A 21097-nucleotide genomic window follows, 5' to 3' on the forward strand; every position below is an offset into this window, starting at 1 on the left:
CCGGAGCGGCCCCGGAGCCGGGCGGGCCGCAGGCGGCTAGGAGTGACCCAGCTCCTCCGTGTCGGCGTCCGCGGTCGGTGTCACCGAGCCCGAGTCCGAGGACGGGCGCAGCGGGAAGGGGTCGACCCGGGTCTCGTCGATGACCGGGGCGGCGGGCTGGGGCGGCCGGGGCATGACCGCGGCCTCGGAGTGGCCGCCGCAGCCGTAGGAGAGGGAGACCAGGCGGCCGTCGGCCGGGGAGAACTCGTTGGCGCAGGCGCCGAAGGCCTGGCCGAGGGAGCCGCCGATGGGGACGAGGAAGCCGCAGCTCACGCAGGCCGCGGGGGCCGCCTGGGCCATGGGGGTCTTGGGGCCGAACGCCTCCTCCCAGCGGTCGGCCGCGGTGTGCAGGCCGTAGCGGGACAGGACGCGGGCCCGGCGCATGCCCAGTTCCTCGGCGACCGCCGGGATCGAACCGCGCAGCGGCGGGACCGTGTAGCCGGCCGGGGAATCCGCGGTGAGGTCCGCGTCCTCCGCCTCCACCAGGTCGGCCATCTCGTGCGAGACGGGGGACTTCGGCGCCGGCTCGTCCTCGCCCGTGTAGCCCGGCTCCAGACGCAGGTCCTCGGCATCGGTGGGCAGCAGATCGCCCGGCCCCATGTCGCCGGGGCGCAGCCGCTCGCTCCACGGCACCCACTCGGGCGCGAGCACCGCGTCGGGGCCGGGCAGCAGCGCCGCCTCGTCGATCGTGACGATCTTCGCCCGGGAGGCCCGGGCCACCGTCACGGCCCAGCGCCAGCCCCGGTACCCGAGCTCGCGGCATTCGAAGAAGTGGGTGACAACGCGGTCCCCCTCGGAGACCAGCCCCACGTGTTCCCCGACGATTCCTGGCGCCGCCGCCTCCTCGGCTGCGGCGCGTGCGAGGTCGACTGCCTCGGCGCACAGACGGTCAGGGGTGCGGCTTCGCGTTGTCGCTGCGCTCACAGGTATCGCTTCTCTCCATACGCCGTCTCACGAGTGCGCCACTCCCGGCGCGGGGGGCGGACGGAGCGGACCGGGGGACCGCGTCGACGTCCTTCATCCATTTTGCGGGATGGCTGAGATACGCACGCTACCCTTCCGCCCCACTTCGCGTACACCGACGGTCCTGTTGCGCCCCCACCTGATCACGAACCGACGCCCCGGACAGTCACCCCACAGGCCCTATACAAGCGGTAATGGCACTACCCACGGCCTTATCGGGGCACTATGACGTCGTGGCAGCCGCGAAGACACCCCCGGGCGCCACCGGGACCGGTGGGTCGAAAGGGGTCAAGGGAAGCAGCCGACCGAGCGGGCCGGGCCGTCTGGGCGGCTCCCTCCGGGCGGTCGGCCGTGCCCTGCACTTCCCGGTGACGGGCCCGGCCCGCGGTATCCGCAAGGCCACCCACGCGCACGGGGCGGGCGAGTCCGGCCTCGGCAAGCTGATCGAACTGCACGGGGTGAACGGCGCCGGCGACGTCATGATCACCGTCGCCCTGGCCTCCACGGTCTTCTTCTCCGTGCCCACCGACGAGGCCCGCGGCCGCGTCGCCCTGTACCTCGCCATCACCATGGCGCCCTTCACCCTCCTCGCGCCCGTCATCGGCCCCCTCCTCGACCGCCTCCCGCACGGCCGCCGCGCCGCGATGGCCGGCGCGATGCTGGCCCGGGCGCTGCTCGCGCTCGTCCTGTCCGGCGCGGTCGTCAGCGGCGGCCTGGAGCTGTACCCGGCCGCGCTCGGCGTCCTCGTCTCGTCGAAGGCGTACGGCGTGGTCAGAAGCGCCGTCGTGCCCCGGCTGCTGCCGCCCGGCTTCTCCCTGGTGAAGGCCAACTCGCGCGTCACCCTCGGCGGCCTCCTCGCCACCGGCATCGCCGCGCCCATCGGCGCCGGACTCCAGCAGATCGGGCCGCGCTGGCCCCTCTACGGCGCCTTCGTGATCTTCGTCGCGGGGACGGTCCTGTCGTTCACGCTGCCGCCGAAGGTCGACTCGGCCAAGGGCGAGGACCGGGCCCTGCTGGCGGCGGACGAGCAGCACCTGCACGGGCCGCACCGGCAGCCGGTCAAGCGCCCCGGGCTGCGCACGGTGGGCCCGGCCGTCACCCACGCCCTGGCCGCCAACGCCGCCATCCGCTGCCTGACCGGGTTCCTGATCTTCTTCCTGGCGTTCCTGCTGCGCGAGCACCCGGTCTCCGGCCAGAGCGCCGCGGTGTCGCTGGGGATAGTGGGCGTGTCGGCGGGCGCGGGCAACGCGCTCGGCACGGCCGTCGGTGCGTGGCTGCGCTCGCGGGCCCCGGAGATCATCATCGTGACGGTGGTGGCGTGCGTGGCGGGCGCGGCGATCACGGCCGCGGTGTTCTTCGGCGCGGTCCTGGTGGCGGGTCTGGCCGCGATCGCCGGGTTCGCGCAGGCCCTGGCCAAGCTCTCGCTCGACGCGCTGATCCAGCGGGACGTGCCCGAACTCGTCCGTACGTCGGCCTTCGCACGCTCCGAGACGCTGCTGCAGATGTCCTGGGTGCTGGGCGGGGCGGTCGGCATCGCGATGCCCCTCAACGGCACGGCCGGGCTGGCGGTGGGCGCCGCGATCGTCGGCGCCGGGTGGCTGGTGACCGTACGGGGGCTGATCGACTCGGCCCGGCGCGGGGGCACGGGACGGGCGCGCGTCGCGTAGAGCCCTTCTGATGGTTCTCCCGGGGAGCCGTACCCCGCGTGGGCGGTGCGAGGCGTCGGCCCGATAGCCTTCGCCCATGAACACGTTGCAATCCGTTGTGCGACGCCGCCGCGCCGTCGCCGTCGCCGGCGTCGTATCCGCCGGACTGCTCGTCCTGTCGGCCTGTGACAAGCCGACCTCGATGGCCACGGTCACCGTGGGCAGCGACTCGGTGAACACCGAGGCCACCTGTGGCGGCGAGGGCGACACCCTGAAGCCGTCCGATCTCACCCAGTGCCTGAAGGACAAGGGCATCAAGAGCATCTCCGTCGACCCCGACGAGACCGTGCGCTTCGGTGTCGACCCCGAGATCGCCGACAAGGGCTGGACGATCCTGATGAACGGTCAGCCGCTGACCGATTCCAGCACGAAGACCTACCGCACGATTCCGGGCAGCGTGTTCTTCAACGCCCAGTACGGCGCGCAGGGCAACTCGACGCTGGTGTCCATCAAGGAGGGCGACAAGGACCCGTCGGGCCTGTGGAACTTCAAGCTGAAGAAGGACGCCTGATCGCTGCCGCCGGGCTGCACCGGGTCCTGGTGGCCACCGCCGTGCCCGTCGAGAGGGACGCGGTGGCCCGGGCCTTCCCGGGCGACAGCGGCATCGAGGTGATCGCCGTCGGCGTCGGGCCCGCCCTCGCGGCTGCGTCCACCGCCTCCGCCCTCACCACGGCCGCCCTGAAGGGCGAGCCCCGCACCCTCGTCGTGTCCGCCGGGATCGGGGGCGGGTTCCTGCCCGAGGCGGCCGTGGGGTCGCTCGTGGTCGCCGACGAGATCGTCGCAGCCGATCTGGGGGCCGAGACCGAGGACGGGTTTCTGCCGGTCACCGAGCTCGGCTTCGGGACCGTCAGGCACCGGCCGCCCGCGGATCTCGTACGGCGGGTCTCCGACGCCGCCGGCGCCCGGACCGGGGCCGTGCTCACGGTGTCGACCGTGACCGGCACGGCCGCCAGGGCCGCCGCGCTGCGGGAACGGCACCCCACCGCCCTCGCCGAGGCCATGGAGGGCTTCGGCGTCGCCGAGGCGGCCGCCGCGCACGGGGTGCCCGTGCTGGAAATCCGGGCGATCTCCAATCCCGTGGGGCCGCGGGACCGCGCCGCCTGGCGCATCCCGGACGCCCTGGCGGCCTTGACCGAGGGATTCGGGAAGCTCACGCCCGTACTGGAGAGTTGGAACCGGCATGACCGTTGAGCAGCTGCAGATCGCGTACTCGCCCTGCCCGAACGACACGTTCGTCTTCGACGCCCTCGCCCACGACCGCGTCCCCGGCGCCCCCGCCCTCGACGTGACCTTCGCCGACATCGACATCACCAACGGCATGGCCGAGCGCGGCGAGTTCGACGTGCTGAAGGTGTCGTACGCCGTGCTGCCCTACGTCCTCGACGACTACGCCCTGCTGCCCTGCGGGGGCGCGCTGGGGCGGGGCTGCGGGCCGCTGGTGCTGACCCGGGAAGCGGACGTCGACCTCACCGGGCGGACCGTCGCGGTGCCCGGTGAGAGGTCCACCGCCTATCTGCTGTTCCGGCTGTGGGCCGCGGACACGCTGGCCGACGGGGTCGGCGAGATCGTCGTCATGCCGTTCCACGAGATCATGCCGGCCGTGCGGGACGGGAAGGTCGACGCGGGGCTCGTCATCCACGAGGCGCGCTTCACCTACCGCGACTACGGGCTGCACAAGCTCGCCGACATGGGCGAGCACTGGGAGAACACCACCGGGCTGCCGATCCCGCTGGGCGCCATCATCGCCAAGCGGTCGCTGGGCGAGCAGAAGCTGCGGCTGCTGGCCGACTCCATCCGCACGTCGGTGCGCGCCGCCTGGGACGATCCCGAGGCCTCCCGGCCCTACGTCATGGAACACGCCCAGGAGATGGACCCGGCCGTCGCCGACCAGCACATCGGGCTGTACGTCAACGAGTTCACGGCCGACCTCGGCGAGGACGGCTACGCGGCCGTACGCGGGCTGCTGACCCGCGCGGCTGCCGAGGGACTGCTGCCGCCCCTCGGCCCGGACGCGCTGCGTTTTCCCTGAGGCTCGGACGTCTTCCCCGAGGCTCAGACGTCCAGCTGGTCGGCGACCGCGCGCAGCAGGCCGGCGATCTTCTTGCCGGCCGTCTTCTCGGGGTAGCGGCCCCGCTCCAGCATCGGCGTGATGTTCTCCAGCAGGGTCGTCAGGTCCTGGACGATGGAGGCCAGCTCGTCCGGCTTCTTGCGGGTCGCGGCGGCGACGGACGGGGTCGGGTCCAGGATCGTCAGGGACAGCGCCTGGTCGCCGCGCTGCCCGGCGACGACGCCGAACTCCACGCGCTGACCCGGCTTGAGCGTCTCGACTCCGGCGGGGAGGACCGAGGAATGGACGAAGACGTCACCGCCGTCGTCGCGGGAGAGGAAGCCGAAGCCCTTCTCGCTGTTGAACCACTTGACCTTGCCGGTAGGCACGTCTGTCCTCGTCCTCGTACTCGTCGGAAAACTGCTTCTGGAAACGGCTCTTGATAGCACTCGGGCGGGTCGTACGGACCCGCCGGTACCAAGGCTAATGCTCTTGCAGCCGGTGACAAGACGTCACCCGGTTGTTCCTTCGCGCTGGGAACTACCCTGGTCGGGTGCGTGACAAAACCCAAACGAATTCCGCCGCTCCCGGTGACCGCCTGGTCCGTACCGGAGCCGTCGTCTTCTTCCTCGGCGCCCTGGCCACACTGGTCACCGTCGCCCCGCTGTTCCTCGGGACGGCGCCCTTTCCGACGTACATGTTCGGATTGAGCATGCTCATGGCGGTCGGATTCCTGATGGCCGGTGCGGGAGTGCTGCGTTCCGTGGCAGCGGGCCGGCGTCAGGCGCGCGCGGGACGGTAGTCCGAAAGCCAGCGCGGGAATTCGGTCAGATCGGCGAGAACGACGTCCGCGCCCGCCGCGCGCAGTTCCGCCGGAGGGCAGGGACCGGTGGCCACCGCGACCGAGAGCGCCCCGGCGGCCCGGGCCCCGCGCACGTCACCGACGTGGTCGCCGACGTAGACGCCCGCGTCGTGCTCGCGCAGGGCCTCCGCCTTCTGCTCGGCCCACAGGTCGCCGATGACGGCGTCGGGCTCGATGCCGAGGTGGGCGAGGTGCAGCTTGGCGTTGGGCTCGTACTTGGCGGTGACGACGATCGCGCGTCCCCCGGCCTCCCGTACGGCCGCGATGGCCTCCCGGGCGCCGGTCAGCGCCGGGGTCGCGGTGATGGCGATCGTCGGGTACATCTCCCGGTACAGGTCCGCCACGGCCTCCACCTCCCCGGCCGGGAACCAGTGGATCAGCTCCTCGGCCAGCGGCGGCCCGAGCCGCGTGACCGCGAGGTCGGCGTCGACGTACGTCCCCGTCCGCTCGGACAGCGCCTGGTAGCAGGCGCGGATGCCGGGCCGGGAGTCGATGAGGGTCATGTCGAGGTCGAAGCCGACGGTGAGCGGGGGCGGGGTCATGAAGGCCATATGGGCCATTGTGCCCAGGCGGTTCGAACGGCAGACGTCCCCCCGCGACGGCTAGCGCGAGCGCTGGGAACGCCACACCAGGAACAGCGCCGACGCCACCGCCGCTCCGCGCACCACCCACGGCCAGGTCTCCGCCACCGCCGCGTTCATCTGGCCCTCGGCGATCGGGGTGCCCCAGCGGCCGTTCATCCTGCCCCACAGCCACACCAGGCCCCCCGCCACGGAGAGGCCCGGCAGGATCACGACCGCCCACTTCGTCTCGGCCTGGCTCAGGCGGCGGGAGGCGTAGGCGATGAGCCAGCCGAGCAGGAGGACGAACCAGTTGCCGAGCACGGCACCGGCGACGAGGAGTCCGGCGGCGATCAGCAGGAGCGGGTTGCTCCAGTTTCCGGCGGGAAGGCGCGGGAGCCGGCGGCGACCCCCCTCCCCGGTCACCTCGGCCGCCTCGACGACCGGGGCCGGTTCCTCGGCGGCCTCGTCCTGCTCCGCCTTGCGCGGCGCCGGCGGCTTCAGCAGGTCCGGCAGCTCCACACCGCCCACGAACCCCGGCACCTCGTCCCCGACGCCGAACGGGCCGCTGTCCACCCGCCACCAGTCCGGCTGGACCGCGCTGTCCCCGAGCTCGTGCCCGGCGGCCAGGTGCGGCGGGGCCGGGCCGTCGAAGGGCGCGGGGTGCGACTCCTCGGCCTGCCGCGCCGGGCGGGGGCGCGGGACGACGCGCCGCATGACGCCCTTCGCCCGCTCCTCCGGCGCGGCGTCGCGCTGCACGGGGACGGAGGCGGGGGCGGCGCTGCGCGGCTCACCCGCCGTGCCGCCCGCTGCCGCGGTCACGACGTCGTCGGGGCTGCCCAGCCGGGACAGGATGCGGCGGACGGCGGCGGGCGAGTCGACGGTGGCCTTCGCGCGGCGCTTGTCGATCTCGTTGCGCAGGTCCGCGACCAGGCGCATACGGGTGGCCGACGACAACTGCCGCTGCTGGGCCACGTCACCGACGCGGCTCAGATACTCGTAAACGACCTGGTCGCTCTCAATCCCCACGAAGTCCCCTCCGGGGCGGGTGCGTTGCGTGACGCCGTCGCACGACGGTACCGCGAGTGCCCGCGGGGCCGCCAAAACCCCGTACCGCGTTCGGGGAGGGGGCCGCGCACGGTCGGCCCGGCCCGGGGAGGCGACCCGCTACCGTGGACCGGATGAGCACCGAGGACAGGCCCCCGGCCCCCCGCTCCCTCGCGGAAGCGCTCCGCGCGCGGGGCGACGCTTCGCTGGGCGCGCTCCTGCGCAGCCGCCCGGATCTCATCACGCCCGTCCCCACCGACCTCACCCAGCTCGCGACCCGCGCCGGCACCCGTGCCTCGGTGGTGCGGGCCCTGGAACGGCTGGACCGGTTCGCGTTGCAGACGGCGGAGGCGCTGGCCGTGGCGGCGGACCCGGCGACCTACGGCGAACTGCTCGGACTCATGGCCGGGGACGACGCCGACCCGGCCGTCGTCGCGGCCCTGCCGCACGCCCTGGACGGCTTGCGCGAACAGGCCCTGGTGTGGGGCGGCGACGACCGGCTGCGGCTGGTCCGCACGGCGCGTGAACTGCTGGCCCCCTCGCCGCAGCATCCCTCGCCGACCGGGCTCGGCCCGACGGTCCAGGAGGCCACCGCCGGGATGTCCCCGGGGCGGATCCAGGAGATCGTCACGGCCGCCGGTCTGCCCTCGACGCACGACTCGGTCTCCGCGGTGACCGCCCTGACCGGGCTGTTCACGGACCGGCGCCGGATGGCCGCGCTGCTCGCCCAGGCCCCGGCCGACTCCCTGGAGGTACTGGAACGCCTGGTGTGGGGGCCGCCGTACGGGCAGGTCACCGCCGATCCGGCGCCCCGGCTGCGCTGGCTGCTGGACCGGGGGCTGCTGCTGCCGACGGCGCCCGGGACGGTCGTCCTGCCACGTGAGGTCGCCCTGCACCTGCGGCGGGGCCTGGCGCACCGGACGCCCGAGCCGGTGCCGCCGGTGGTCGAGGTGGCGGCCGCACATCGTCCACAGGTTGTGGACAGCACCGCGGCCGGACAGGCGTACACCGCGCTCGCGACCGTCGAGGAGCTGCTGAAGGACTGGGACGAGGGCGGGCCGGCGGTGCTGCGGGCCGGTGGGCTCAGCGTGCGGGACCTGAAGCGGACCGCCGTCGCCCTCGACGTACCGGAGCCCGTCGCCGCGTTCTGGGTGGAACTGGCGTACGCGGCCGGTCTGATCGCCTCGGACGGCGAGGCCGACGAGCGGTACGCGGCGACCCCGGCGTACGACGAGTGGCGGGAGCTGCCCGCCCCCGAGCGCTGGTCGCGGCTGGTCACGGCGTGGCTCGCGGCGACCCGCACGGCCGGTCCGGTGGGCGGGCGGGACGCGAAGGACCGGACGTTGTCGGCGCTCGGGCCGGGCCTGGACCGTTCGGCGGCGCCCGAGGTGCGGCACCGGGTGCTGGCGCTGCTGGCCGGGTTGCCGGAGGGCGCCGCTCCGGCCGCCGGGTCGGTGCTGGCCCGGCTGCGCTGGGAGCGGCCCCTGCGCGGCGACCGGCGGGAGGACGACCCGCGCGGCCGGCTCGCCGAGTGGGCCCTGTCCGAGGCGGAGCTGCTGGGCGTCACGGGCCGGGGCGCGCTGTCGGCCCAGGGCCGGGCGCTGCTGGGCGCCCCCGCGGCTCCCGCGAAGGGACCGGAGGCGGAGCCCGCCGGACCGGGCGACAAACTGCCCGTCCACCACCATCACCACCCCGCCCCGCTCGCTCCCCTCTCCCCCGCCGAACAGGCCGTCGCCTCCGCCGCAGCGGCCCGGCTGCTCGCGCCGCTGCTGCCCGAGCCGCTGGACCACGTGCTGCTCCAGGCCGACCTGACGGCGGTGGCGCCCGGGCCCCTGCGGCGGCCGCTGGCGGACATGCTGGGCGTGCTGGCGGACGTCGAGTCCAAGGGCGGGGCCACGGTGTACCGGTTCACGCCCGGCTCGGTGCGGCGGGCGCTGGACGCCGGGCAGGCCGCCTCCGACCTGCACGCCTTTCTCGCCGCGCACTCCCGCACGCCGGTGCCGCAGCCGCTCGCGTACCTGATCGACGACGTGGCCCGGCGGCACGGCCATCTGCGCGTCGGCGCGGCCTCGGCGTACGTGCGCTGCGACGACGACGCGGTGCTCAACGAGATCCTCGCCGACAAACGGGCCGCCGGACTCGGGCTGCGCCGGCTCGCGCCGACCGTGCTGGCCGCGCAGGCCGACCCGTCCGGGCTGCTGGAGGGCCTGCGGGCGATGGGCTTCGCGCCGGCCGCCGAGTCCGCCGAGGGCGATGTGCTGATCACCCGCGCCCTGGCCCACCGCACCCCGCCCCGCACCCCGCCCGAGCCGGTGCCGGACGGCCCGCCGGTTCCCGACGACACCCTCCTCGCGGCCGCGCTGCGCGCCATCCGGGCCGGTGACCTCGCCTCCACCACCCCGCGCAAGCCCGGCACCGCCCCGGCGCCCGACGGGGAGCTGCCCCGCACCGGTGCCGCCGAGACCCTCGCCACCATGCAGGCCGCCGTGCTCACCGGAGACGCCCTGTGGATCGGCTACGTCAACGCCGAGGGGTCCGCCAGTCAGCGGGTCGTCGCCCCGATCCGCGTCGAGGGCGGCTTCGTCACGGCGTACGACCACACCGCGGACGAGGTCCGTACGTATCCGCTGCACCGGATCACCGGGGTCGCGGAACTCGCCGACGACGGGGACTGACGGCCCTCGTCGGCCGTGTCACCCGTTCGGGTGCAGGCGGGCGTTCATGCACGCCACGCCGGGGATGTCCCACGCTCGGGCGACCTTGCCGGGCGTGCCGCATCACGCCGTGCGGGCGGGGGCAGCCACCGGGTGTCCTGTGAGCTTCACCGAAAGGAAGTCCCCCGCATGCGCGCTGTCCGTCGAGTCGCCGCCGTCCTCGCCACCGCCGCCCTCATGACGTTCGGTGGGCTCGCCACCCCGGCCTCCGCGGTGAGCATCGACGTCGCCGGCCTCGTCCTGGAGACACCGCAGATCTGACCCGTTCCCGCCCCCGCGTCGGGCCGGCTCCGGCGTCCCCGGGCCGGCCCGGGGGGCTCCTCGTCCCCCAGACCGTGAAAGGCCTTGTCGTCCCCCATGCGTGTCAAGCTGCCCGCCGTCGTCCTCTGTGCCGTCGCTCTCGTGGGGGTGTCCGGGCCCTGTGCCGCCGCGGCCCCCGCACTGCCGCTGCCCCTGCCGGTCGCCGGTGCGGAGCCGCTGGTCACCGAGGGGGTCACCATCGAGGGCCCGCTGGTGCAGAACGTCAGTCTGCCCACGCTGAGGTAGCGCGGCGCGTCCGGTAGCTGTCGCCCTCCAGCCGCACCAGGTCGGCGTGATGGGCGAGGCGGTCGGTCAGCGCCGGTGCCGACGGGCCGAAGACCTCGTCCCAGCGGCCGAGCGGACGGTCGCTGGTCACGATCAGCGAGGCCCGCTCGTAGCGGTGGGCGACGAGCCGGAAGAACAGGCCGGCGGTCGCCGCGTCGAAGGGCGTGTAGCCGACCTCGTCGACGATCAGGAGGGGGTGATCGTCGAGAGCGGTCAGCTCCTCGTCGAGCCGGCCGGCGGCCCGGGCGCCCGCGAGCCGGCCGGCCCACTCGGCGGCGGTCGCGAACTGCACGCGGTGCCCGGCCTGGCAGGCACGGACGCCCAGGGCGATCGCCAGGTGGGTCTTGCCGGTGCCGGGCGGTCCGACGAGGACCACGTTGCGCCGGGCGGCGACGAAGTCCGCCTTGCCGAGGCGGGCCACGGTGTCCCGGTCGAAGCCCCGGGGGTGCTGCTGGTCGAAGTCCTCCAGCAGCTTGCGCGCCGGAAAACCGGCGGCGCGGATCCGGGCCTCGGCATCGGTGTCCGGGCCCGGCCGCCGCGGGACGGCCGCAGCGGTCACGGCTTCGGCACCGGTCTCCGGATCGAGCCGCGGCGGGAACGCCGGTGCGGCCACCGGGGCCTCGTCGGCGCCCGGGCCCGGCTGCCGCGGGACCACCGGCGCGGCCGTCTCCGGGTCCGGCGTCGTCCGCGGCCCGCCTCCGTGGTGCGCCTGCGCGGGCGCGGCCCCCGAGCGGTCGGCGTGGCCGCGGTCCGTGTGGGCGACCATCGGGCCCGACATGTAGGCGAGGATCGCCGCCGAGGCGATGAACGCCATGTGGATCACCGTCCCCCACAGCAGGGCGTGCCGGGAGGTGTGGTGGACGTCCACGAACATCTGGAGCAGGTGCACGGAGGAGATGCCCACGATCGCCGTGGCGAGCTTGACCTTCAGCACGTTGGAGTTGACGTGCGAGAGCCATTCCGGCTGGTCACGGTGGCCCTGGAGGCCGATGCGCGAGACGAACGTCTCGTAGCCGCCGACGATCACCATGATCAGCAGGTTGGCGATCATGACGACGTCGACCAGCTTGAGCACGGCGAGCATCACGTAGGTCTCGGTGGCGTGCCCGCTGACGCACATCAGGATTAAGGTCCACAGCTCCTTGAAGAACTTGTAGACGTAGACGCCCTGGGCGGCCACCAGCCCGAAGTACAGCGGGGCCTGGAGCCAGCGGGTGGCGAACAGGGCGTATCCGAGCGTGGTGGTCGTCGGGTTCTGCACCTGCGCCATTCTTCGGGGCCGCACCGGAAAAACTGAATTCACACCACACGTTGGGATGAATAGGCATTCAGTACGACCGGACGCGCAGATCACACCACCCGAGGCGGTCGATCAGGCACACTGGACGTTTGGCCGAGGCATCGCACTGTCGAGCCGTCCGAGCCCTCCGGCCACAGAAAGGGTGCCGCGCGTGAATGGTCCGCTGATCGTCCAGTCCGACAAGACCCTGCTCCTGGAAGTCGACCACGAGCAGGCCGACGACTGCCGCCGGGCCATCGCCCCGTTCGCGGAACTGGAGCGGGCGCCGGAGCACATCCACACCTACCGCGTGACCCCGCTGGGCCTGTGGAACGCCCGCGCGGCGGGCCATGACGCCGAGCAGGTCGTGGACGCGCTCGTGCTGTACAGCCGCTACCCGGTGCCGCACGCGCTGCTCGTCGACATCGCCGAGACGATGGACCGCTACGGCCGTCTCACCCTCTCCAAGCACCCGGCGCACGGCCTGGTCCTGACCACCACCGACCGCCCGGTGCTGGAGGAGATCCTGCGGTCGAAGCGGATCACGCCCCTGGTCGGCGCCCGGATCGACCCGGACACGGTCGTCGTGCACCCCTCCGAGCGCGGCCAGATCAAGCAGACGCTGCTCAAGCTGGGCTGGCCGGCCGAGGACCTCGCCGGGTACGTCGACGGCGAGGCGCACGAGATCGAGCTGGCCGAGGACGGCTGGGCGCTCCGGCCGTACCAGAAGCAGGCCGTGGAGAACTTCTGGCACGGCGGGTCGGGTGTCGTCGTGCTGCCCTGCGGCGCCGGGAAGACCCTCGTCGGGGCCGGTTCGATGGCCCAGGCGAAGTCGACCACCCTCATCCTCGTCACGAACACCGTCTCCGCCCGGCAGTGGAAGCACGAGCTGGTGAAGCGGACGTCGCTCACCGAGGACGAGATCGGCGAGTACAGCGGGACGCGGAAGGAGATCCGGCCCGTCACGATCGCCACGTACCAGGTGCTGACGACCCGGCGGAAGGGCGTCTACCCGCACCTGGAGCTGTTCGACTCGCGGGACTGGGGGCTGATCGTCTACGACGAGGTGCACCTGCTGCCCGCTCCGGTCTTCAAGTTCACCGCCGACCTCCAGGCGCGGCGGCGGCTCGGACTGACCGCCACCCTGGTCCGGGAGGACGGCCGCGAGTCGGACGTGTTCTCGCTGATCGGTCCCAAGCGGTTCGACGCGCCGTGGAAGGAGATCGAGGCGCAGGGCTACATCGCGCCCGCCGACTGCGTGGAGGTCCGGGTCAATCTGACCGACTCCGAGCGGCTCGCGTACGCCACGGCCGAGGCGGAGGAGAAGTACCGCTTCTGTGCGACGACCGCGACCAAGCGGAAGGTCACCGAGGCCATCGTCCGCCGCTTCGCCGGGCAGCAGATCCTCGTCATCGGCCAGTACATCGACCAGCTCGACGAACTGGGCGAGCACCTCGGGGCGCCCGTGATCAAGGGCGAGACGTCGAACGCGCAGCGGGAGAAGCTCTTCGACGCCTTCCGCGAGGGCGAGATCAGCGTGCTCGTCGTGTCCAAGGTCGCGAACTTCTCGATCGACCTGCCGGAGGCGACGGTCGCCATCCAGGTCTCGGGCACCTTCGGCTCCCGGCAGGAGGAGGCCCAGCGCCTCGGCCGGGTCCTGCGCCCCAAGGCGGACGGGCACCAGGCGCACTTCTACTCGGTGGTCGCCCGGGACACCATCGACCAGGACTTCGCCGCGCACCGGCAGCGCTTCCTGGCGGAGCAGGGGTACGCGTACCGGATCATGGACGCGGACGAGCTGCTGGCGGAGAGCTGACGGCGCCCGGCCGGTCCGCTCACTTGCGGCGGACCACGCCGACTTCCTCTCCGTACTGACCGAGGACGATCACGTCGAAGGCGGCGCCCGCGAAGACCTTGACGGCGCGCAGGGCATCGCCGAGGCGGTGGCGGTGGCTGCCCGCCACGGCGGTGGCGCCGGGCGGGCGGCCCGGTGCCGGGGCGGGGTGGATGGTTGCTGCGCTCATGTCTCCATGGTGCGATTCGGCCCGTAAAGTCCGCGTCGGTCTCGGGACCGAACCTTCCGGCGGCCCACGTACGCCCCTGGGCCGATCCCCGCCCCTCAGGGAGGAGGGGCCCGTCCCCTAGGGGATGCGGGGTGAGTCGCCGGGAAAACCGTTGGCGGCCGCCGCCCCCGCTCCTCTAAGATCTCCGCTCTTGCCCGCCTCCCTCATGGAGCGCCGCCGACCGGACGGAAACCGGCCGGCACGTCACCGACCACTCTCAGCAGGTCCCTCCGGAGGCACCCCCTTGTCCACGCCCGTCCACGACCCGCTCTCGCGTGAGCGCTCCCACCTCTGCGCGTCCCGTTCCGCCCTGCGTGCCATGCGCGAGGACGTCGAGGCCCTCGACATCAGCGACGTCACCGCGAACTGGGTCAACGCCGAGGTGCTGGCCCGCCAGATCGAGGAGCGCATCAAGGCCCTGGCCGACCTCAGCGACACCCCGCTGTTCTTCGGCCGGCTCGACTACCTGCACGCGCCCGGCGCCGAGGAGGCCGAGGGCGCGGAAGGGGAGCGCTTCTACATCGGCCGGCGGCATGTGCACGACCACGACGGCGACCCCATGGTCATCGACTGGCGCGCCCCGGTCTCGCAGCCGTTCTACCGGGCCTCCAAGAAGGACCCGATGGACATCGCCCTGCGCCGCCGCTTCGGCTACACCGGCGGTGACCTCACGGCGTACGAGGACGAGCACCTGTCCGACCCCGCCGAGGCGGCCCACACCAGCAAGCTGCTCCAGCAGGAGATCGAGCGGCCGCGCGTCGGCCCGATGCGGGACATCGTCGCGACGATCCAGCCGGAGCAGGACGAGATCGTCCGCTCCGGCCTCTCCGGCACGGTGTGCGTCCAAGGGGGCCCGGGCACCGGGAAGACCGCCGTCGGTCTGCACCGGGTCGCCTACCTCCTCTACGCCCACCGGGAGCGCCTCGCCCGCACCGGCACCCTGGTCATCGGGCCGAACCGGTCCTTCCTGCACTACATCGAACAGGTCCTGCCCGCGCTGGGCGAGTTGACGGTCCAGCAGGCCACCGTCGACGACCTCGTGTCCCACGTCGAGATCACGGGCACGGACGACGCGACGGGCGCGGTCGTCAAGGGCGACGCCCGGCTGGCGCGGGTGCTGCGCCGGGCCCTCTACTCGCACGTCACCATGCCCACCGAGCCGGTCATGGTCGTGCGCGGCTCCCGCCGCTGGCGGGTCCCGGCGTACGAACTGGAGGACATCGTCCGGGAGTTGCTCGACCGCGACATCCGCTACGGCGCCGCCCGCGAGGCCCTGCCGCAGCGCATCGCGCACGCCGTGCTGGTGCAGATGGAGCGCTCGGGTGAGGCGCCGGACGACCGGGTGCAGGACGCGGTGGCCCGCAACGGCGCGGTCAAGGCGGCGGTGAAGGCGGTCTGGCCGGCGGTCGACCCGGCGAAGCTGGTGCTGCGGCTGCTGTCGGACGCGGAGTTCCTCGCCGAGCACGCCGAGGGGATCCTCGACGAGGACGAGCAGAAGGCGATCCTCTGGCCGAAGCCGGCGCGCAGCGTGAAGTCGGCCAAGTGGTCGGCGGCGGACGCCGTCCTGATCGACGAGGCCACCGACCTGATCCAGCGCACGCACTCCCTCGGTCATGTCGTCCTCGACGAGGCGCAGGACCTGTCCCCCATGCAGTACCGGGCGGTGGGCCGCCGCTGCACCACCGGCAGCGCGACCGTCCTCGGCGACCTGGCGCAGGGCACCACACCGTGGGCGACCCGCGGCTGGCAGGAGGCACTGACCCACCTGGGCAAGCCGGACGCGCTGGTGGAGGAGCTGACGGCCGGTTTCCGCGTCCCGACGGACGTCATCACCTACGCCTCCCGGCTGCTCCCGCACATCGCCCCGGGCCTCACCCCGGTGGTGTCGATCCGTGAGAACCCGGGCCACTTCGAGATCCGGCAGGTCTCCGCCGCGTCGGAGGTGGCCGACGCCTGCCGCGCGTCCCTGCGCCACGAGGGCTCGACAGGCCTGATCGCGGCGGACGCCCGCGTCCCGGAGCTCGCCGAGGCGCTGAAGGCGGCCGGGATCCCGTACCTCGGCCCCGGTGAGGAGACCACCCGGGACACCCGCCTGACCCTGGTCCCCGCGTCGCTCGCGAAGGGCCTGGAGTACGACTACGTCGTCCTGGACGAGCCCCGGGCGGTGGTCGACGGCGAACCGGACGAACGGACGGGCCTGCGCCGCCTGTACGTGGCGCTGACGAGGGCGGTGTCAGGCCTGACGGTCACCCACACGGCCCCGCTGCCGGCACAGTTGGCCTAGGGGGGTGTCCGGCGGGCGCGGTGCCCCTCAGGAACCGTCCACCGCGGCCCGCCACTCCGCGACCATCCCGGAGGACACCGGCTCGTCCCATCCCCGTGGCCGAGCCGCCCCGCCGATGTGAAACCCGTCGACCCCGGCCTTCAGCAGCATCGGCACGTGATCGAGCCGCAGCCCGCCCCCGACCAGCAGCCGCTGCTCGTACCCCGGCTCCCCGGCCCGCCCGGCCTCGGCGAGCAGCACGGGCAACCCGTCGTCGACGCCCTCCGCCGACCCGGCCGTCAGGTACGTGTCGAGTCCCGGCATCCCGTCCAGCTGCTTGCGCAGGGCGTCCCGGTCGGCGGCCCGGTCGATGGCCCGGTGGAAGGTCCAGGGGCAGCCGTCCAGCACCCCCACGACCCGCTCCACGGCCGTCAGGTCCACCGCACCCCCGGCGTCGAGGAACCCCAGCACGAACTCCTCGGCCCCGGCCTCCCGCAGCTCGCCCGCCGCCCGCACCAGCCGGTCCACGTCCCCGGCCGCGAAGCCGTCGGCCAGCCGGATCATCACCCGCAGCGAGATGTCGACCGCCCGGCGGATCCCGGCGACGGTGGCGGCCGACGGCGTGAGCCCGTCGGCCGCCATGTCGGTGACCAGCTCGAGGCGGTCCGCGCCTCCCGCCTGGGCGGCGACCGCGTCCTCGACGCCGAGGGCGATCACCTCCAGGACTGCACGCTTGCTCATGGGGCCCCTTCGTCGGATGGGCGTCGACGTTCGACAACAGGTCTAGTCCAATCAAAGACTACGCTGCCCACTCCCGCGGAATCCCAAGCCCCTCAAGCCGTGCATCAGCCGAAGATGTTCAGCTCCTTCGCCTCCACCCCGGCCAGCTCGAACGCCGGCACCCCGTCGACCGGCCGCCCCGTGTACAGCCGTACGAGGGTCGGCCCGTCCCCGATGAAACGGCCCGGGGGCCGCTCCCCGCCGCCCTCCCCGAGCCGCAGCGGCTCGTCCAGGTCGTCGAGGTCGGCGTGCAGCGGCACGTGCCCCCGCTCACGGGTGATCCGGGCGAGGAGCGCGAGCGCGTCCGGCAAACCGGCCCCGCCGTACGCGCCCGGCTCGCCGAAGGCCTCGCGCACGTCACCGGCGTGCACCCACTCGCCCAGGGCGAGGACGTCCAGCTTCCCGCCCGCCCCGGCGATCACGGGCCCCGCCTCGGTCATCCCGCGCTCCAGTTCGTCCACGATCCGCGCGTTACTCCAGCCGGACCGCTCGGCGATGTCCCGGTCGTTGGACTCGGGCGAGAACACGCCCGGCTCGAACCGGCCCTCCACCGCCCGCGACAGCGCGGCCGAGCAGTGGGCCAGCACGTCCCGCACCGTCCAGCCCGGACACGCGGCGACGGGCAGCGCGAAGTCCTCCCCGCTCCGGCCCCGCAGCAGCGGGATCAGCGCGTCACGCTCGATCGTCAGCAGCCGCCCGGGCTGCTCGGGGTCCCGTACGTCATGCACATCAGCAGGAGTCGTCATGCCCCTACGCTAGGTGCCCGACCCCGCTCGGCGGGAGAATGCCCCCATGGCCGATCTCGACTCCCTGCGCACCCGTTTCGCCCGCACCCTGGAGGCGGCCCGGGGCCCGGCCGACGGCCCGGACCCGGCGCCGTACGCCGACAACCTGCTCACCCGCTGGCAGGAGCCCCAGCGGCGCTACCACACGGTCGAGCACCTCACGGCGGTCCTCGACCGCGTCGACGTGCTGGAACGGTACGCGCGCGACCCGGACGTGGTCCGGCTGGCCGCCTGGTTCCACGACGCCGTCTACCTGCCCGACCGCTCCGAGAACGAGGAGCGTTCCGCCCGCCTCGCCGAACGCGCCCTCGCGGAAGCCGGGCTTCCCGACGCGAAGACCGACGAGGTGGCCAGCCTGGTCCGGCTCACCGTCACGCACGACCCGGCCGACGACGACCCCGACGGCCAGGTCCTGTGCGACGCCGACCTCGCGATCCTCGCCTCGCCCCCGTCGGCGTACGCCGCGTACACGACGGCCGTCCGCGAGGAGTACCACTTCGTCCCCAACGACGCCTTCCGCACCGGCCGCGCCGCGGTCCTGCGCCAACTCCTGGACCTCCCGCGCCTCTTCAGGACGTCGTACGGAGCAAGTGAGTGGGAGGCGACGGCCCGCTACAACCTGACCGCCGAGCTGGAAATGCTGTCGCTTCCGGCCCCCGGCCCCTCGTAGCCTGCCCACCATGTGGACAACGGGAGCGGAACAGGTGGAGCAGGCCGTCGCCGAGTGCGTGGGCCTGCTGGGGGCGGTCACCGACCGGGATTGGGAAGGCGTACGGGCCGGACGGCTGGAGTGGGACTGCCGGGAGACGGCGGTGCACATCGCCGAGGACCTCATCGCTTACGCGGGACAGCTGGCCGGGCGGGAGCAGGACGCGTACACGCCGTTCGAGCTGTCGCTGGAGGAGGGGGCCGGCAACGCGGGCGCGTTGCGGGTGATCAGCACGATGGGCGCCCTGTTCGCCGCCGCGATCCGCACCGCCCCGCGCGAGGTGCGGGCCTTCCATCCGTACCCGTTCCGCAGCGCGAACCGTGAGGGGTTCGCCGCGATGGGCGTGGCCGAGGTGCTGCTGCACACGCACGACATCTCCGAGGGGCTGGGTCTGTCGTACGAACCGGCGCCCGAGCTGTGCGACTTCGTGCTCACCCGGATCTTCCCGTACGTGCAGCCGGGACCCACCCCGTGGTCGACCCTGCTGTGGGCGACGGGCCGCGGTGAGCTGCCCGGCCGGGCGCCGGTCACCCAGTGGCGCTGGAACAACAACCTGGTGATCGACGCCGAGCGGCTCACCCTCCAGGGCGTCACTCCGGCGGCGGCCACCGATCTGTCCACGGTCGGCGACGGCGGCTTCGCGTGGATCGAGGGCGGCCCGATCGAGGGCACCCGGGTCGGCGCCGGGCTGGTGTACAAGCAGTACGAGGACGGGGTCCACCGGCCGGAGTGGGGCATGTACGTGCTCGTCCGGCGCGAGGACGGCCGCGCGATCGGCGCCATGGGCTTCCACAGCGTCCCGGACGGGACAGGACGGGTCGAGGTCGGCTACGACCTGGTCGAGGGGGCCCGCGGCCACGGCTACGCCACCGAGGCGCTGCGTGCGCTGTCGGCCTGGGCGCTGGGCCGGGACGAGGTGCGGACCGTGGTCGCGAACGTCGAGCGGGACAACCTGCCGTCGCAGAACGTGCTCGCGCGGGCCGGCTTCACCCAGGTCGCCGAGGACCCCGAGCACCTGACCTACGAGCTGCGCGAACCCCGCGTGGGATAGCGCCCCTTGGGCCGCCGCAGCCCCGCCCCGTGCAGCAGCCGCACCACCTCGCGGCTGCTGACCTCCACGGCCCCCGCCTCCACCGCGTCGGCGTACCGCTGGGCGGGGATGTCGTAGTGGTCGCGTTCGAAGGCCCGGCGGGGGACGCCGAGGCGGGCGGCGAAGGTGTGCAGTTCGTCGTAGGAGACGTCGCTGACGAGGTGGGACCACATGCGGCCGTGGCCGGGCCAGGTCGGCGGGTCGATGTAGATCGTCACGCGGGCCTCACGAGGACGCCGTCCCGCCGATGGCCTCGCCCAGCGCTCCCACGGCGGCGACCTTCACGCCCGCCTCGCTGCACACCCAGTGCGGGTCGGGCCCCAACTCCGGTTCCACGTCCAGCGCGTGCGGCTCGCCGGTGCCGCACACCGGGCACAGCGGCCAGCGGCCGTACCGGTCCAGCAGGGCGTCCTGGACGTCCTGCGCGACCAGGCCGGCCACGTACCGCGCGCCCTCGGGCCACTGCTCGATCCACCATCGCCGCTGCGTGACGGAGTCCTCGACCAGGGAGACGACGTCCGCCTCGGCGACACGTCCGGCGACGAGGTCGGCCAGCACGAGGGCGCGCGCGGCGTGCAGCGCCTGCTCCAGTGGGCTGATGGGGTCCATGCACCCATTGTGCGCACTCTTGACCCCGGCGCCGAGCCGAAAATATCTTTCATGGGTGACCCGAGACGTGAAGGAAATTTTCGCGAGCGAGCGCGGCGGGCCCCCCGGAGCGAGCGCCACCCCGCCCGCCCCGGCCGCCCTCGCGGCCAAGGTCCGCACGCTGGGACCCTCGATGACGCGTTCCATGCAGCGCGTCGCCGAGGCCGTTGCGGGCGACCCGGCCGGCTGCGCGGCCCTCACGGTCACCGGTCTCGCCGAACTCACCGGCACCAGTGAGGCGACCGTCGTACGCACCGCCCGCCTGCTGGGCTATCCGGGTTACCGGGATCTGCGCCTGGCCCTCGCCGGCCTCGCCGCGCAGCAGCAGTCGGGCCGCGCCCCGGCCATCACGACGGACATCGCGGTGGACGACCCGATCGCCGACGTGGTCGCCAAGCTCGCCTACGACGAGCAGCAGACCCTCGCCGACACGGCCGCCGGCCTCGACACCGTCCAACTGGCCGCGGCCGTCTCCGCGCTGACCACGGCCCGTCGCACCGATGTGTACGGCGTCGGCGCGTCCGGCCTGGTCGCCCAGGACCTCACACAGAAGCTGCTGCGCATAGGGCTGCTGGCGCACGCCCACAGCGACCCGCACCTCGCCGTCACCAACGCCGTGCAACTGCGCGCGGGCGATGTCGCGATCGCCGTCACGCACTCCGGGTCGACCGGCGACGTCATCGAACCGCTGCGGGTCGCCTTCGAGCGCGGCGCGACGACCGTGGCGATCACCGGCCGCCCGACCGGCCCCGTCACGCAGTACGCCGACCACGTCCTGACCACCTCCACCGCCCGCGAGAGTGAGCTGCGTCCCGCGGCCATGTCGTCCCGGACCGGACAGCTCCTCGTGGTGGACTGCCTGTTCGTGGGGGTGGCGCAGCGGACGTACGAGACGGCGGCGCCGGCGCTGTCGGCGTCGTACGAGGCGCTGGCCCACCGGCACCGTTCCTGAGTCGG

23 protein-coding genes are annotated in these 21097 nt (G+C 73.5%); 13 read left to right on the forward strand and 10 right to left on the reverse strand.

Annotated features, from left to right (window positions below):
* Nucleotides 1–36: 36 nt before the first annotated feature.
* Nucleotides 37–963, reverse strand: coding sequence for a DUF3027 domain-containing protein (locus tag ACFY9E_RS23880; RefSeq protein WP_390987355.1), 927 nt, complete (start codon nt 961–963; stop codon nt 37–39).
* 272 nt (nt 964–1235) lie between these two features.
* On the opposite strand from ACFY9E_RS23880, the gene ACFY9E_RS23885 reads away from it, so the two are divergent.
* The 4 genes from ACFY9E_RS23885 (at nt 1236) to ACFY9E_RS23900 (ending at nt 4737) form a co-directional block, all read left to right on the forward strand.
* Complete coding sequence (locus ACFY9E_RS23885; protein WP_390987357.1) at nt 1236–2669, forward strand: MFS transporter; 1434 nt, start codon at nt 1236–1238, stop codon at nt 2667–2669.
* Between the two features lie 76 nt (nt 2670–2745).
* Nucleotides 2746–3219: a DUF2771 domain-containing protein gene (locus tag ACFY9E_RS23890; RefSeq protein WP_390987359.1), complete on the forward strand. Its 474-nt coding sequence runs from the start codon at nt 2746–2748 to the stop codon at nt 3217–3219.
* Nucleotides 3189–3899: a futalosine hydrolase gene (locus tag ACFY9E_RS23895; RefSeq protein WP_390987361.1), complete on the forward strand. Its 711-nt coding sequence runs from the start codon at nt 3189–3191 to the stop codon at nt 3897–3899. Before ACFY9E_RS23890 ends, ACFY9E_RS23895 begins: the two co-directional genes overlap by 31 nt.
* The gene (locus ACFY9E_RS23900) at nt 3889–4737 is read left to right on the forward strand and encodes an MqnA/MqnD/SBP family protein (RefSeq protein ID WP_390987362.1); all 849 of its coding nucleotides are present in this window, start codon (nt 3889–3891) and stop codon (nt 4735–4737) included. The genes ACFY9E_RS23895 and ACFY9E_RS23900 overlap by 11 nt, the downstream gene beginning before the upstream one ends.
* 23 nt (nt 4738–4760) lie before the next feature.
* On the opposite strand, the gene ACFY9E_RS23905 is transcribed toward ACFY9E_RS23900, so the two are convergent.
* Complete coding sequence (locus tag ACFY9E_RS23905; RefSeq protein ID WP_010035896.1) at nt 4761–5144, reverse strand: cold-shock protein; 384 nt, start codon at nt 5142–5144, stop codon at nt 4761–4763.
* 164 nt (nt 5145–5308) lie between these two features.
* Here ACFY9E_RS23905 and ACFY9E_RS23910 point away from each other — a divergent pair, with 164 nt between their 5' ends.
* The gene (locus ACFY9E_RS23910; RefSeq protein WP_390987364.1) at nt 5309–5557 is read left to right on the forward strand and encodes a hypothetical protein; all 249 of its coding nucleotides are present in this window, start codon (nt 5309–5311) and stop codon (nt 5555–5557) included.
* Here the strand turns inward: ACFY9E_RS23910 and ACFY9E_RS23915 are convergent.
* Both ACFY9E_RS23915 and ACFY9E_RS23920 read right to left on the reverse strand, forming a co-directional pair.
* Entirely contained in the window at nt 5536–6177 is a 642-nt protein-coding gene (locus ACFY9E_RS23915; RefSeq protein ID WP_390987366.1) for a haloacid dehalogenase-like hydrolase, read from the reverse strand. The two genes, ACFY9E_RS23910 and ACFY9E_RS23915, sit on opposite strands and share 22 nt — an antisense overlap.
* A gap of 42 nt (nt 6178–6219) precedes the next feature.
* Nucleotides 6220–7206 carry a hypothetical protein gene (locus ACFY9E_RS23920; RefSeq protein ID WP_390987367.1) on the reverse strand — a complete coding sequence of 329 codons (987 nt, stop codon included), beginning with the start codon at nt 7204–7206 and terminating at the stop codon, nt 6220–6222.
* Nucleotides 7207–7358: 152 nt separating this feature from the next.
* Here ACFY9E_RS23920 and ACFY9E_RS23925 point away from each other — a divergent pair, with 152 nt between their 5' ends.
* The 3 genes from ACFY9E_RS23925 (at nt 7359) to ACFY9E_RS23935 (ending at nt 10484) form a co-directional block, all read left to right on the forward strand.
* The gene (locus ACFY9E_RS23925; RefSeq protein WP_390987369.1) at nt 7359–9899 is read left to right on the forward strand and encodes a helicase-associated domain-containing protein; all 2541 of its coding nucleotides are present in this window, start codon (nt 7359–7361) and stop codon (nt 9897–9899) included.
* Between the two features lie 168 nt (nt 9900–10067).
* Entirely contained in the window at nt 10068–10199 is a 132-nt protein-coding gene (locus ACFY9E_RS23930) for a hypothetical protein (protein WP_267886819.1), read from the forward strand.
* A gap of 96 nt (nt 10200–10295) precedes the next feature.
* Nucleotides 10296–10484, forward strand: a complete 189-nt coding sequence (locus ACFY9E_RS23935) for a hypothetical protein (protein ID WP_390987370.1) — start codon at nt 10296–10298, stop codon at nt 10482–10484.
* Here ACFY9E_RS23935 and istB read toward each other — a convergent pair.
* Nucleotides 10462–11784: an IS21-like element helper ATPase IstB gene (istB, locus tag ACFY9E_RS23940; RefSeq protein WP_390987372.1), complete on the reverse strand. Its 1323-nt coding sequence runs from the start codon at nt 11782–11784 to the stop codon at nt 10462–10464. The genes ACFY9E_RS23935 and istB overlap by 23 nt on opposite strands.
* 190 nt (nt 11785–11974) lie before the next feature.
* Between istB and ACFY9E_RS23945 the strand changes: the two genes are divergently transcribed.
* Nucleotides 11975–13618 carry a DNA repair helicase XPB gene (locus ACFY9E_RS23945; protein ID WP_390987374.1) on the forward strand — a complete coding sequence of 548 codons (1644 nt, stop codon included), beginning with the start codon at nt 11975–11977 and terminating at the stop codon, nt 13616–13618.
* Nucleotides 13619–13637: 19 nt separating this feature from the next.
* Here the strand turns inward: ACFY9E_RS23945 and ACFY9E_RS23950 are convergent, their stop codons facing one another.
* Nucleotides 13638–13826: a hypothetical protein gene (locus ACFY9E_RS23950; protein WP_351641451.1), complete on the reverse strand. Its 189-nt coding sequence runs from the start codon at nt 13824–13826 to the stop codon at nt 13638–13640.
* A gap of 283 nt (nt 13827–14109) precedes the next feature.
* Here ACFY9E_RS23950 and ACFY9E_RS23955 point away from each other — a divergent pair, with 283 nt between their 5' ends.
* Nucleotides 14110–16149 carry a UvrD-helicase domain-containing protein gene (locus tag ACFY9E_RS23955; protein WP_390987376.1) on the forward strand — a complete coding sequence of 680 codons (2040 nt, stop codon included), beginning with the start codon at nt 14110–14112 and terminating at the stop codon, nt 16147–16149.
* A 27-nt stretch (nt 16150–16176) separates the two neighbouring features.
* Here the strand turns inward: ACFY9E_RS23955 and ACFY9E_RS23960 are convergent, their stop codons facing one another.
* Both ACFY9E_RS23960 and ACFY9E_RS23965 read right to left on the reverse strand, forming a co-directional pair.
* Nucleotides 16177–16869, reverse strand: coding sequence for a copper homeostasis protein CutC (locus ACFY9E_RS23960; protein ID WP_390987377.1), 693 nt, complete (start codon nt 16867–16869; stop codon nt 16177–16179).
* Nucleotides 16870–16973: 104 nt separating this feature from the next.
* Nucleotides 16974–17654 (reverse strand): maleylpyruvate isomerase family mycothiol-dependent enzyme, encoded by a 681-nt coding sequence (locus ACFY9E_RS23965; protein ID WP_390987378.1) that lies wholly within the window; start codon nt 17652–17654, stop codon nt 16974–16976.
* A gap of 46 nt (nt 17655–17700) precedes the next feature.
* Between ACFY9E_RS23965 and ACFY9E_RS23970 the strand changes: the two genes are divergently transcribed.
* On the forward strand, nt 17701–18363 hold the full coding sequence (locus tag ACFY9E_RS23970; RefSeq protein ID WP_390987380.1) for a hypothetical protein: 663 nt from the start codon (nt 17701–17703) through the stop codon (nt 18361–18363).
* A gap of 10 nt (nt 18364–18373) precedes the next feature.
* The gene (locus tag ACFY9E_RS23975; protein ID WP_390987381.1) at nt 18374–19453 is read left to right on the forward strand and encodes a GNAT family N-acetyltransferase; all 1080 of its coding nucleotides are present in this window, start codon (nt 18374–18376) and stop codon (nt 19451–19453) included.
* On the opposite strand, the gene ACFY9E_RS23980 is transcribed toward ACFY9E_RS23975, so the two are convergent.
* Together ACFY9E_RS23980 and ACFY9E_RS23985 are read right to left on the reverse strand one after the other, a co-directional pair.
* Nucleotides 19423–19710 (reverse strand): DUF4031 domain-containing protein, encoded by a 288-nt coding sequence (locus ACFY9E_RS23980; RefSeq protein WP_390987383.1) that lies wholly within the window; start codon nt 19708–19710, stop codon nt 19423–19425. The genes ACFY9E_RS23975 and ACFY9E_RS23980 overlap by 31 nt on opposite strands.
* Nucleotides 19711–19717: 7 nt before the next feature.
* Nucleotides 19718–20101: a hypothetical protein gene (locus ACFY9E_RS23985; RefSeq protein ID WP_390987385.1), complete on the reverse strand. Its 384-nt coding sequence runs from the start codon at nt 20099–20101 to the stop codon at nt 19718–19720.
* A gap of 55 nt (nt 20102–20156) precedes the next feature.
* Between ACFY9E_RS23985 and ACFY9E_RS23990 the strand changes: the two genes are divergently transcribed.
* Nucleotides 20157–21092, forward strand: coding sequence for an SIS domain-containing protein (locus ACFY9E_RS23990; protein WP_390987387.1), 936 nt, complete (start codon nt 20157–20159; stop codon nt 21090–21092).
* The last annotated feature ends 5 nt before the right edge of the window (nt 21093–21097 follow it).

This window comes from Streptomyces sp. NPDC012466 (genome assembly GCF_042955215.1).
Taxonomy (GTDB): domain Bacteria; phylum Actinomycetota; class Actinomycetes; order Streptomycetales; family Streptomycetaceae; genus Streptomyces.